This is a genomic window from Burkholderia sp. AU45251 (assembly GCF_030482905.1).
GTDB lineage: Bacteria > Pseudomonadota > Gammaproteobacteria > Burkholderiales > Burkholderiaceae > Burkholderia > Burkholderia aenigmatica.
On sequence record NZ_JAUJQH010000009.1, the window covers coordinates 38,170 to 50,191 of the forward strand.

Sequence of the window (12,022 nt, forward strand, 5' to 3'; positions counted from 1 at the left end):
GTTCTCCGTTAAACATGTAGATACGATACATCTTTAAAATTGCCCGTCCCTCGGGCAAATTGTCGCAGTGCGGCAATCCTTGCGCGGCGTCAGCGGACGCGGCCGCGCTCCCACAGCACGTCCGCCCCGCCGTCGGTGCGGTTCAGCACGCGCGCCAGCACGAACAGCAGATCCGACAGCCGGTTCACGTAACGCCGCGGTGCATCATTGAGCGCGTCGTTGCGCCCGAGCGCGACGATCGAGCGCTCCGCACGGCGGCACACCACCCGGCACACGTGCGCGAGCGACGCCGCGCGGGAGCCGGCTGGCAGGATGAACTCCTTCAGCGGCGGCAGCGTCCCGTTGTAATCGGCGAGCCAGCGGTCGAGGCGCGCGAGGTGCGTGTCGTCAATCACCGTGTGGCCGGGGATGCACAGCTCGCCGCCGAGGTCGAACAGGTCGTGCTGGATCGTGACGAGCGCCGTGCGCACGTCGTCGGGCAGCGGCTCGGCGAGCAGCACGCCGAGGTTCGAATTCAGTTCGTCGACGTCGCCGATCGCGGCGATCCGCACATCGTCCTTGCCGATGCGCCGTCCGTCGCCGAGGCCGGTGGTGCCATCGTCGCCGGTGCGCGTGGCGATCTTGCTCAAGCGGTTGCCCATGCGAATGTCCTCTGGTGCGCGGCCGCCGTGCGGCCACGGGTTGCCGTGGAACGCGATTATCGCAGCCCGCGGCGGGGGCCGCAGCAGGCGTTCCAGCGTAGAATGGGCCGAAAGTTTGACAAGCAGTCGTCAGGAGACATTCGTGAATCACCCCGCCCCGCCGGCCGCCACGCGCCGTCCCCTTCCCCCTGCCATGCTCGATGCGCTGCGCGCCGCCTTCGGCGAGCGCGTGTCGACCGCCGACGCCGTCCGCGCCCATCACGGCCGCGACGAATCGCCGTTCGACCCGCAACTGCCCGACGCCGTCGTGTTCGCGCACAGCACGGACGACGTGCGCGAAGTCGTGTCGCTGTGCGCGCTGTACAGCGTACCGCTGATCCCGTACGGCGCCGGCTCGTCGCTCGAAGGTCACCTGCTCGCGGTGCGCGGCGGCGTATCGCTCGACCTCTCGGACATGAACCGCGTGCTGTCGATCAACGCCGAAGACCTGACCGTGACGGTCGAGCCGGGCATCACGCGCAAGGCGCTCAACGAAGCGCTGCGCGACACCGGCCTGTTCTTCCCGATCGACCCGGGCGCCGACGCCAGCATCGGCGGGATGACTGCGACCCGCGCGTCGGGCACCAACGCCGTGCGCTACGGCACGATGCGCGAGAACGTGCTCGGCCTGACCGCCGTGCTCGCCGACGGCCGCGTGGTGAAAACCGGCTCGCGCGCCCGCAAGTCGTCGGCCGGCTACGACCTCACGCGCCTGTTCGTCGGCTCCGAAGGCACGCTCGGCGTGATCACCGAGATCACGCTGCGCCTGCATCCGCTGCCCGAGGCCGTATCGGCCGCGATCTGCACGTTCCCGTCGATGAGCGACGCGGTGCGCACCGTGATCGAGACGATCCAGATCGGCGTGCCGATCGCGCGCGTCGAGTTCGTCGACGCGCTTGCCGTGCGCTCGATCAACCGCCATTCGAACCTGACGCTCACCGAAGCGCCGACGCTGTTCTTCGAATTCCACGGCACCGAGGCCGGCGTGAAGGAACAGGCCGAGCTCGTGCAGGCGCTCGCGGGCCAAAACAACGGCCAGGGCTTCGAATGGGCAACCCGCCCCGAAGACCGCAGCCGCCTCTGGGCCGCCCGCCACAACGCGTATTTCGCGATGCTGCAGTTGAAACCCGGTTGCCGCGCGGTGACGACCGACGTCTGCGTGCCGATCTCGCAGCTCGCCGCGTGCGTCGAGGAAACCGAGGTCGACCTGCGCGCGTCGTCGCTGCCCTGCCCGATCGTCGGCCACGTCGGCGACGGCAATTTCCACGTCGCGATCCTGATCGACCCCGACAAGCCGGAGGAAATCGCCGAAGCCGAGCACATCAACGACCGGATCGTCGAGCGCGCGCTGCGCCTCGGCGGCACCTGTACGGGCGAGCACGGCGTCGGACTGCACAAGATGCGCTTCCTGCCGAAGGAGCACGGCGACAACGCGATCGACACGATGCGTGCGATCAAGCTCGCGCTCGATCCGCGCAACCTGATGAATCCGGGCAAGATTTTCACGTGCTGAGACGGCGTCGCGACACCGCGCCGCCTGCTGCAGGAGATCCCATGAACGCTCCCGTCGAACTGTCGAGCGCGGCACGCGCGCAGCGCCAGCGCGAAGTCGTGCAGGCGCTGATGGCCGTGCTGCCGACGCACTGCCTGCTGTACCGCGACGAAGACACGGCACCGTACGAATGCGACGGCCTGTCCGCGTACCGCCGCCTGCCGCTCGCGGTCGCGCTGCCCGAAACGGAGTCGCAGGTGCAGCGGATCGTGCAGATCTGCCGCCGCATGGAAGTGCCGATCGTGCCGCGCGGCGCGGGCACGAGCCTGTCGGGCGGCGCACTGCCGATCGCGCTCGGCGTCGTGCTGTCGCTTGCGCGCTTCACGCGCATCGTCGAAGTCGATCCTTACGCGCGCACGGCGACCGTGCAACCCGGCGTGCGCAACCTCGCGATCTCGGAAGCCGCCGCGCCGTACGGCCTGTATTACGCGCCCGATCCGTCGTCGCAGATCGCGTGCACGATCGGCGGCAACGTCGCGGAAAATTCCGGCGGCGTGCACTGCCTGAAATACGGGCTGACCGTACACAACGTGATGCGCGTGCGCGCGGTGACGATCGACGGCGAGATCGTCGAGTTCGGCTCGCTCGCGCTCGACATGCCGGGCCTCGACCTGCTCGCCGTGATGATCGGCAGCGAAGGGATGTTCGCGATCGTCACCGAGGTCACGGTGAGGCTGATCCCGAAGCCGCAAACGGCCCAGCTCGTGATGGCGAGCTTCGACGACGTGGTCAAGGGCGGCGAGGCCGTCGCGGCGATCATCGCGTCGGGGATCATCCCGGCCGGGCTCGAAATGATGGACAAGCCGGCCACGCAGGCCGTCGAGGCGTTCACGCACGCGGGCTACGACCTCGACGCGAAAGCGATCCTGCTGTGCGAATCGGACGGCACGCCGGAAGAAGTCGCGGAAGAGATCGTGCGGATGACGGCCGTGCTGCGCGAGCATGGCGCGACGCGCATCCAGGTATCGCGCAACGAACACGAGCGGCTGCGCTTCTGGTCGGGCCGCAAGAACGCGTTCCCGGCCGCCGGCCGGATTTCCGCCGACTATTACTGCATGGACGGCACCGTGCCGCGCCGTGCGATCGGCCCGCTGCTCGCGCGCATCGAGCAGCTCGAAACGCGCTACGGGCTGCGCTGCATCAACGTGTTCCACGCGGGCGACGGCAATATGCATCCGCTGATCCTCTACAACGCGAACGATCCGGACGAGTTGCACCGCGCCGAGCAGTTCGGCGCGGAAATCCTCGAATGCTGCGTGGAATTCGGCGGCAGCGTGACGGGCGAGCACGGCGTCGGCATCGAGAAGCTCAATTCGATGTGCGTACAGTTCTCGCCGCAGGAGCGCGATGCGTTCTTCGCGGTCAAGCGCGCGTTCGATCCGGCCGGGCTGCTGAACCCGGACAAGGGCATCCCGACCCGTGCGCGCTGCGCCGAGTACGGTCGCCAGCACGTGCGCGGCGGGCTGCTGCCGCACCCCGACCTGCCGCGTTTCTGAGCATTGCGCGCGGTACGCCGGCCCGGGCCGGCGGCCGGGTCGCGGCGGACGGCCACGTTCGCGCGGCGGCGCAAGCATGCCGTCTGCGATACGGGGCTTAGGGATAGTCGCGATGTGGATTCGCGCCACCCCGGTACAATCGACCGAACAACAAGTCGAGGCAGCAACAGAACATGGAAGAGGACGACATCGTCGCCGGATGGGCCGAGCGCGTCCGCGCCGCCAGTGCCGACGGCCGGCCGCTGCGGATTCGCGGCGGCGGCACCAAGGACTGGTACGGCCAGGCGCTCGAGGGCGAAATACTCGACACGCGCGCGTTTCAGGGCGTCGTGTCGTACGACCCGGCCGAACTCGTCGTCACGGTCCGCGCGGGCACGCCGCTCGCGCAGCTTGAAACCGTCCTCGCCGAGTGCGGCCAGATGCTGCCGTTCGAGCCGCCGCACTTCGGCCGCGCGGCCACCGTCGGCGGCTGCGTCGCGGCCGGTCTCGCGGGCCCGCGGCGCGCTACCTGCGGCGCGCCGCGCGATTTCGTGCTCGGCGTCACGCTGATGAACGGCCGCGGCGAAATGCTGCGCTTCGGCGGGCAGGTCGTGAAGAACGTCGCCGGCTACGACGTGTCGCGGCTGATGGCCGGCGCGCTCGGCACGCTCGGGCTGATGCTCGACCTGTCGATCAAGGTGCTGCCGATGCCCGTCGCCGAAGTCACGCTGAAGTTCGAGATGACCGCGACCGACGCGGTACGCAAGCTCAACGAATGGGGCGGCCATCCGCTGCCCGTCAGCGCGAGCGGGTGGCGCAACGGCACGCTCGTGCTGCGCCTGTCGGGCGCCGAGGCAGCCGTGAAATCCGCAAAGACGCAGCTCGGCGGCGAAGTCGTCGACGCGGTCGAGGCCGAGCGTTTCTGGGCCGGCCTGCGCGAGCATACCGACCCGTTCTTCAACGGCATCCCGCCCGGCTATGCGCTGTGGCGCCTCGCACTGCCGTCGATCACCGAACCGATGCACCTGCCGGGCACCCAGTTGATGGAATGGGGTGGCGCGCAGCGCTGGTGGATCACCGACGCCGATGCACAGACCGTGCGGATGAGCGCAAAGCAGGCCGGCGGCCACGCGACGCTGTTCCGCGCGGGCGACGCGTACGACCGCAGCGCGGGCGTGTTCACGCCGCTCCCCGCCCCGATGATGAAAATTCACCGCGGGCTGAAGGCCGCGTTCGATCCCGCGCGCATCTTCAACCGCGGCCGGCTCTACCCGGATCTCTGAGCGATGCAAACGAACCTCGCCGATTTCATCCGCAATACGCCCGACGGCGACGAGGCCGACGCGATATTGCGCAAGTGCGTGCATTGCGGGTTCTGTACCGCGACCTGCCCGACCTACCAGTTGCTCGGCGACGAACTCGACGGCCCGCGCGGCCGGATCTACCTGATCAAGCAGATGGTCGAAGGCGCGCCCGTCACGCGCAGCACACAGCAGCACCTCGACCGCTGCCTCACGTGCCGCAGCTGCGAGACGACCTGCCCGTCCGGCGTCCAGTACGGCCGGCTCGTGGAGATCGGCCGCAAGCACGTCGAGGCGCAGGTGAAGCGCCCGGTGCAGCAGCGGCTCGTGCGCCGCCTGCTCGCGAGCCTCGTGCCGAACGAGGCGTTGTTCTCGCCAGTGATGCGACTCGGCCAGCACGTGCGGCCGCTGCTGCCGAAGCGGCTGCGCGACAAGGTGCCGCCGCGCACGCGGCTGCTCGAATGGCCGCACCTCACGCATACGCGCAAGATGCTGATGCTCGGCGGCTGCGTGCAGCCGTCGATGCTGCCGAACATCAACATCGCGACCGCGCGTGTGCTCGACGCGCTCGGCATCGAAACGGTCGTCGCGCCCGATGCGGGCTGCTGCGGCGCGATCCGCCTGCACCTGAACTATCACGACGAAGCGCTCGACGACGCACGCCGCAACATCGACGCATGGTGGCCCCATGTCGAACAGGGCGTCGAGGCGATCGTGATGAACGCGTCGGGCTGCGGCGCGACGGTGCTCGAATACGCGCACCTGCTGCGCGACGACCCGGCCTACGCGGAGAAGGCGCAGCGCATCGTGTCGCTCACGCGCGACATCTCGGATGTGCTGCTCGCGTTCGAGGCCGAGCTCGCGACGCTCGCGCGACGCCGCGCGATCCATACGGTCGCGTACCACCCGCCGTGCACGCTGCAGCACGGCCAGCAGTCGCGCGGCAAGGTCGAACGCCTGCTCGAGACGCTCGGCATCGACGTGCGGCTGCCGGCCGACAGCCATCTCTGCTGCGGCTCGGCCGGCACCTATTCGCTGACGCAGCCGTCGCTGTCGTACCGCTTGCGCAAGCAGAAGCTGCTGAAGCTGCAGGCGCTCGAACCGCAGATGATCGTCTCCGGCAACGTCGGCTGCATCGCGCACCTGCAGAGCGGCACGCAGATTCCGGTCGCCCACTGGATCCAGCTCGTCGAGCATCTGCTGTACGGGTAGGGCCGGTTCATGCGAATGACGGATGGGCGCTGGGCCTCGCGCGCGGCGTCCGTATAATGGGCGGATCGATGCGTCGCGTGCCGCGGCGCATCCGCTCCATGCCCGCTTCCGTGCCTGCTTTCGTGTCCGTCATGTCCGATCTCGCCGCCCGTCTCGAATCCGTTCATCACCGCATCGCCGACGCCGCCCGCGCGGCCGGCCGCGATCCCGCCTCCGTGTCGCTGCTCGCCGTGTCCAAAACGTTTCCCGCCGACGACGTGCGCGCCGCGCATGCGGCCGGACAGCGCGCCTTCGGCGAAAACTACGTGCAGGAATCGATCGACAAGATCGACGCGCTCGCCGACCTGCGCGCCAGCCTCGAATGGCATTTCATCGGGCCGCTGCAATCGAACAAGACGCGCCCGGTGGCCGAACGCTTCGACTGGGTCCATTCGGTCGACCGGCTGAAGATCGCGCAGCGCCTGTCGGAACAACGCCCCGCGCACCTGCCGCCGCTCAACGTGTGCGTGCAGGTGAACATCAGCGGCGAGACGTCGAAGAGCGGCGTCGCGCCGGCCGACGTGGCCGAGGTCGCGCGCGCGGTCGCGGCGCTGCCGTCGCTGCGGCTGCGCGGCCTGATGGCGATTCCCGAACCGGCCGGCGACACCGAAGCGCAACGCGCGCCGCATCGCGCGCTGCGCATACTGTTCGACGCGTTACGCGCCGACGGCCTGCCGCTCGACACGCTGTCGATGGGCATGTCCGCCGATCTCGATGCGGCCGTGCTGGAAGGCGCGACGATCGTGCGCGTCGGCACCGCGATCTTCGGCGCGCGCGATTACTCGCACTGAACACCGCACCCTTTACGCCCTACTGTTCACTCACTCGCTCAATCGGACATCATGAAAATCGCATTCATCGGCGGCGGCAACATGGCCGCGGCCCTGATCGGCGGCCTGATCAAGCGCGGCGTTGCCGCTGACGGCCTGTATGCCATCGACGTCAACGAAGAGGTGCGCGCGCGCGCCGCGCAGCAGTTCGGCGTGCGCACCGGCGCGGCCATCGACGCGACGCTCGCCGACTACGACGCGGTCGTGCTCGCAGTGAAGCCGCAGGTGCTGAAGGACGTCGCGCAGGCGCTCGCGCCGCACCTGAAGTCGCAGCTCGTGATCAGCATCGCAGCCGGCATCCGCGGCAGCGATCTGGCGCGCTGGCTCGGCGACTACCCGCGCGTCGTGCGCACGATGCCGAACACACCCGCGCTCGTCGGCATGGGCGTGACGGGCCTCGCCGCGCTGCCGGGCGTCGATGCGGCGGGCCGCGAACTCGCGTCGAACGTGCTTGGCGCGGTCGGCGAGATCGTGTGGTTCGACGACGAGTCGAAGCTCGACGCCGTCACGGCCATTTCGGGCAGCGGCCCGGCCTACGTGTTCTATTTCATCGAAGCGCTACAGGAAGCCGCGCGCCAGCTCGGCATGAACGACGAACAGGGTCGTGCTCTCGCGGTCGCGACGTTCACGGGTGCCGCGCAACTCGCTGCGCAATCGGGCGAGCCTGCGAGCGTGCTGCGCGAACGCGTGACGTCGAAGGGCGGCACGACGGCCGCCGCGCTCGCGTCGTTCGACGCGCAAGGCGTGAAGGACGCGATCGTGCGCGGTGCGCTCGCGGCCGAAGCGCGCGCGAAGGAAATGGGCGACGAGCTCGGTCGCGCGTAAGCGCACCGGCGGTACCGGCCCGGTGCTTTCTGCGCCGCATGGGCCGTCCCTCTGCCTTGCTCGACCAACAAAAAAAGCGGCCCAGGCCGCTTTTTTGTTGCCGCGATCCGCACGACATGACGCCGGCGGACAGATCGGGAAGCTCAGCTCCCTGCCAGCAGGTAATGCACGGCAATGCCCGCGAACAGCACGCCACCGAGCCAGTTGTTGTGCCGGAACGCCGCGAAACACGGCATCCGCTCGCGGTCCTTGATCAGCGTGTAGTGATACAGCGCACAGCCGACCGCCGCCGCCCAGCCGGCCCAGTATGCGAGGCCGAAGCCCAGCGTCACGCCGATCCACACGTAGATGCCGAGCGTCACCGCGTAGCACAGCATGACGGCCGCGACGTCGAAGCGGCCGAACGTCAGCGCGGACGTGCGGATCCCGATCTTGATGTCGTCGTCGCGATCGACCATCGCGTATTCGGTGTCGTACGCGACCGACCAGAAAATGTTCGCGATCAGCATCACCCACGCGATCGTCGGCACCGTGTCCTGCACGGCCGCGAACGCCATCGGAATGCCGAAGCCGAACGCGATGCCGAGATACGCCTGCGGAATCGCGAAGAAGCGCTTCATGAACGGATACGAGCCCGCGACGAACAACGCGACGACGGACAGCTGCTTCGTCAGCGTGTTGAGCGGCAGGATCAGCAGGAACGAGATGAAGGCGAGCCCAACCGCGATCGCGATGGCTTCCCACGCGCGGATCTTGCCCGACGTCAGCGGCCGGTCGGCCGTGCGCTTCACATGGCGGTCGAAATCGCGGTCGGCATAATCGTTCATCGCGCAGCCGGCCGAGCGCATCAACAGCGTGCCGAGCGAGAAGATCACGAGCAGCGGCCAGCGCGGATGGCCGTCGGACGCGATCCACAGCGCGTTGAGCGTCGGCCACAGCAGCAGCAGGCTGCCGATCGGCTTGTCCATCCGGACGAGCCGCAGATACAGGGGAAAGCGGGCAAGCATGGCGAAGCACCGGGAAGATAACCCCGGCATTTTAGAGCCGAGCGGTGCTTCGCGTCATGTCGGCGCAGCTGGCGGGCGGTAGCTGCGGGACACCAGCGCGCTGCGTGTGCCCGCTGCACACGGCCGAGCCGCAAAGCGCATCAATCAAGGGACAGAGCCGGCGCACGCGCGGACCCGTCGGGCGCACCGGCCTGCGCTCGGCCCGATGCAGGCGGATCAATCAGGGCCGGAGCGGCGCGCGAGGGCTTCTGCCAGCCTGGCGCGCGTTGCACGCCTACGCGAGCAGCGACCGCAGCATCCACGCGGGTTTTTCATGCGTCTGTAAGCGCTGCGTCAACAGGTCGGCGGTCGGCTCGTCGCTCGCCGCATCAGCGAGCGGGAAGATTGCGCGCGCGGTGCGTACGACCGCCTCATGCCAGGCCTTCCGCGATCTTCTTGCGGTCCTTGTCGCTGATGCCGATGTTGATCCGGCCAGCGGGAGTCTTCCCGATCATGTTCTGGACTCCTTATTCAATCAACCGGAGCCATGAAAGCGAATCGGGTTACCTGCCTGTCTACACCACACCACTCGCACACAGTGCTCGCCACTACGCGTGGCGCGTGAAACGCCGCGCTCAGGCGATCGCGTGCAGCGCCTGCGACGCCAGTTCGGCCGCACCGCCGATGACGATCGCGAATCCGACTACGTACCGCGCGATCTCGGCCGGCGCCGCCAGTGCGGCGCGCATGTTCAACTTCATTTGCGTCATGATCGTCACTCCTTCAACGAAACCCAGGGTCAGGAAGAAACGGCCGGCTGGATGACCGGCCGTTTCCCGTTACTGCATTACCGCACTACTGCACTACTGCACGGCGATGCTCACGCGAGGTCGAAGCGGTCGAGGTTCATCACCTTGTTCCAGGCCGCGACGAAGTCACGTGCGAACTTCTCCTTCGCATCCGCGCTGCCGTACACCTCGGCCAGCGCACGCAGTTGCGCATGCGAGCCGAAGATCAGGTCGACGCGCGAGCCGGTCCACTTGACCTTGCCCGTTGCACGATCGCGCCCTTCGAACACGTCGTTCGCGGCCGACACCGGCTTCCATTCCGTGCCCATATCGAGCAGGTTCACGAAGAAGTCGTTCGTCAGCGCTTCCGGACGGTCGGTGAACACGCCGTGCTTCGCATCGCCGGCGTTCGCACCGAGCACGCGCAGGCCACCGACGAGTGCCGTCATCTCGGGTGCGCTCAGCGTCAGCAGTTGCGCCTTGTCGACCAGCAGTGCCTCGGCCGGCGTCTGGTAGGCGTGCTTCAGGAAGTTGCGGAAGCCGTCTGCAACCGGCTCGAGCACGGCCATCGCTTCGATGTCGGTCTCTTCCTGCGACGCATCCGCGCGGCCCGGTGCGAACGGCACCGTCACCGCGACGCCCGCGTTCTTCGCAGCCTGCTCGACGCCGGCCGCACCGGCCAGCACGATCAGGTCGGCGAGCGATACCTTCTTGCCGCCCGTCTGCGCGTCGTTGAACGCCTTCTGCACGCCTTCGAGCGTCGCGAGCACCTTCGCGAGTTCGGCCGGACGGTTCACTTCCCAGTCCTTCTGCGGCGCGAGGCGGATACGCGCACCGTTTGCACCACCGCGCTTGTCCGAACCGCGGAACGTCGCAGCCGACGCCCATGCGGTCGACACGAGCTGCGACACCGACAAGCCCGATGCGAGCACCTTCGCCTTCAGCGCCGCGACGTCGGCGTCGTCGATCAGCTTGTGATCGACGGCCGGGATCGGGTCCTGCCACAACAGATGCTCGGCCGGCACGTCCGGGCCGAGATAGCGGGCACGCGGGCCCATGTCGCGGTGCGTGAGCTTGAACCATGCGCGCGCGAACGCGTCGGCGAACTCGGCCGGGTTCTCGTAGAAGCGGCGCGAAATCTTCTCGTAGGCCGGATCGAAACGCAGCGACAGGTCGGTCGTCAGCATCGTCGGACGATGCTTCTTCGACGCATCGAACGCATCCGGAATCACATCGCCGGCGTCCTTCGCGACCCACTGGTGCGCGCCGGCCGGGCTCTTCGTGAGCTCCCATTCGTAGCTGAACAGGTGCTTGAAGAAGTCGTTGCTCCACTGCGTCGGCGTCGACGTCCACGTGACTTCGAGGCCGCTCGTGATGGCATCCTTGCCCTTGCCCGTGCCGAACGTGCTCTTCCAGCCGAGGCCCTGCTCTTCGAGGCCCGCGGCTTCCGGCTCGGCGCCGACGTTCGAGGCCGGACCGGCGCCGTGCGTCTTGCCGAACGTGTGGCCGCCCGCGATCAGCGCGACCGTCTCTTCGTCGTTCATCGCCATGCGCGCGAACGTCTCGCGGATGTCATGCGCGGCGGCGACCGGGTCGGGGTTGCCGTCCGGGCCTTCCGGGTTCACGTAGATGAGGCCCATCTGCACCGCGGCGAGCGGGCTTTCGAGGTCGCGCTTGCCCGAGTAGCGGCTGTTCGGGCCGCCGCTCAGTTCCAGCCAGATCTTTTCCGAACCCCAGTACACGTCGTCCGGCTCCCACGTATCGACGCGGCCACCGGCATAGCCGAAGGTCTTGAAGCCCATCGATTCGAGCGCGACGTTGCCGGTCAGGATCAGCAGGTCGGCCCACGAGATGTTGCGGCCGTACTTCTGCTTGATCGGCCACAGCAGCCGGCGCGCCTTGTCGAGGCTGACGTTGTCCGGCCAGCTGTTCAGCGGCGCGAAGCGCTGCTGCCCGCCGCCCGCGCCGCCGCGGCCGTCGGCCGTGCGGTACGTGCCGGCGCTGTGCCAGGCCATGCGAATGAACAGGCCGCCATAGTGGCCGAAGTCGGCCGGCCACCAGTCCTGCGACGTCGTCATCAGCGCGTGCAGGTCCTTCTTCACCGCCGCAAGGTCCAGCTTCTTGAACGCTTCGGCGTAGTCGAAATCCTTGTCCATCGGATCGGACAATGCCGAATGCCGGTGCAGGATGCTCAGGTTAAGCTGATTCGGCCACCAGTCCTTGTTCGTCGTGCCGCCACCAGCGGTGTGGTTGAACGGGCACTTCGTTTCGTTCGACATGCGATTTCTCCTTGGCTTGCTCATATGACTCCACCCGTTCGCTCCGGCGGCATGC

10 protein-coding genes and 1 pseudogene are annotated in these 12,022 nt (G+C 68.1%); 6 read left to right on the forward strand and 5 right to left on the reverse strand.

Features of this window, described 5'->3' with window-relative positions:
• Positions 1-89 precede the first annotated feature (89 nt).
• Positions 90-641: a cob(I)yrinic acid a,c-diamide adenosyltransferase gene (locus QZM67_RS19200; protein ID WP_175026522.1), complete on the reverse strand. Its 552-nt coding sequence runs from the start codon at positions 639-641 to the stop codon at positions 90-92.
• 142 nt (positions 642-783) lie between these two features.
• Between QZM67_RS19200 and QZM67_RS19205 the strand changes: the two genes are divergently transcribed.
• The 6 genes from QZM67_RS19205 (at position 784) to proC (ending at position 7,914) form a co-directional block, all read left to right on the forward strand.
• A complete protein-coding gene (locus tag QZM67_RS19205) occupies positions 784-2,193 on the forward strand; it encodes an FAD-binding oxidoreductase (protein ID WP_301805841.1) in 1,410 nt (469 codons plus the stop codon).
• Positions 2,194-2,234: 41 nt separating this feature from the next.
• Positions 2,235-3,728, forward strand: coding sequence for an FAD-linked oxidase C-terminal domain-containing protein (locus QZM67_RS19210; RefSeq protein ID WP_043189578.1), 1,494 nt, complete (start codon positions 2,235-2,237; stop codon positions 3,726-3,728).
• 173 nt (positions 3,729-3,901) lie between these two features.
• A complete protein-coding gene (gene glcE, locus QZM67_RS19215) occupies positions 3,902-4,990 on the forward strand; it encodes a glycolate oxidase subunit GlcE (protein ID WP_043189580.1) in 1,089 nt (362 codons plus the stop codon).
• Between the two features lie 3 nt (positions 4,991-4,993).
• The gene (glcF, locus tag QZM67_RS19220) at positions 4,994-6,220 is read left to right on the forward strand and encodes a glycolate oxidase subunit GlcF (protein WP_043189583.1); all 1,227 of its coding nucleotides are present in this window, start codon (positions 4,994-4,996) and stop codon (positions 6,218-6,220) included.
• Positions 6,221-6,351: 131 nt separating this feature from the next.
• Positions 6,352-7,050, forward strand: a complete 699-nt coding sequence (locus QZM67_RS19225) for a YggS family pyridoxal phosphate-dependent enzyme (protein WP_301805846.1) — start codon at positions 6,352-6,354, stop codon at positions 7,048-7,050.
• Positions 7,051-7,101: 51 nt separating this feature from the next.
• Complete coding sequence (gene proC / locus QZM67_RS19230) at positions 7,102-7,914, forward strand: pyrroline-5-carboxylate reductase (RefSeq protein ID WP_301805847.1); 813 nt, start codon at positions 7,102-7,104, stop codon at positions 7,912-7,914.
• A gap of 143 nt (positions 7,915-8,057) precedes the next feature.
• Here the strand turns inward: proC and ubiA are convergent, their stop codons facing one another.
• The 4 genes and pseudogenes from ubiA to katG all read right to left on the reverse strand — a co-directional run bounded on the left by ubiA (position 8,058) and on the right by katG (position 11,967).
• On the reverse strand, positions 8,058-8,921 hold the full coding sequence (gene ubiA / locus QZM67_RS19235) for a 4-hydroxybenzoate octaprenyltransferase (RefSeq protein ID WP_043189588.1): 864 nt from the start codon (positions 8,919-8,921) through the stop codon (positions 8,058-8,060).
• 274 nt (positions 8,922-9,195) lie between these two features.
• Positions 9,196-9,336 (reverse strand): annotated as a pseudogene (locus tag QZM67_RS19240) (ferritin-like domain-containing protein); the annotation flags it as partial.
• Positions 9,337-9,535: 199 nt separating this feature from the next.
• The gene (locus tag QZM67_RS19245; RefSeq protein WP_260865393.1) at positions 9,536-9,670 is read right to left on the reverse strand and encodes a hypothetical protein; all 135 of its coding nucleotides are present in this window, start codon (positions 9,668-9,670) and stop codon (positions 9,536-9,538) included.
• Positions 9,671-9,780: 110 nt separating this feature from the next.
• A complete protein-coding gene (gene katG / locus QZM67_RS19250) occupies positions 9,781-11,967 on the reverse strand; it encodes a catalase/peroxidase HPI (RefSeq protein ID WP_301805852.1) in 2,187 nt (728 codons plus the stop codon).
• Positions 11,968-12,022 lie beyond the last annotated feature (55 nt).

Coding starts and splice junctions, on each gene's coding strand:
- QZM67_RS19200 (WP_175026522.1), bottom strand. CDS start 641: ATGGGCAACCGCTTGAGCAAGATCGCCACGCGCACCGGCGACGATGGC.
- QZM67_RS19210 (WP_043189578.1), top strand. CDS start 2,235: ATGAACGCTCCCGTCGAACTGTCGAGCGCGGCACGCGCGCAGCGCCAG.
- glcE (WP_043189580.1), top strand. CDS start 3,902: ATGGAAGAGGACGACATCGTCGCCGGATGGGCCGAGCGCGTCCGCGCC.
- glcF (WP_043189583.1), top strand. CDS start 4,994: ATGCAAACGAACCTCGCCGATTTCATCCGCAATACGCCCGACGGCGAC.
- QZM67_RS19225 (WP_301805846.1), top strand. CDS start 6,352: ATGTCCGATCTCGCCGCCCGTCTCGAATCCGTTCATCACCGCATCGCC.
- proC (WP_301805847.1), top strand. CDS start 7,102: ATGAAAATCGCATTCATCGGCGGCGGCAACATGGCCGCGGCCCTGATC.
- ubiA (WP_043189588.1), bottom strand. CDS start 8,921: ATGCTTGCCCGCTTTCCCCTGTATCTGCGGCTCGTCCGGATGGACAAG.
- QZM67_RS19245 (WP_260865393.1), bottom strand. CDS start 9,670: ATGACGCAAATGAAGTTGAACATGCGCGCCGCACTGGCGGCGCCGGCC.
- katG (WP_301805852.1), bottom strand. CDS start 11,967: ATGTCGAACGAAACGAAGTGCCCGTTCAACCACACCGCTGGTGGCGGC.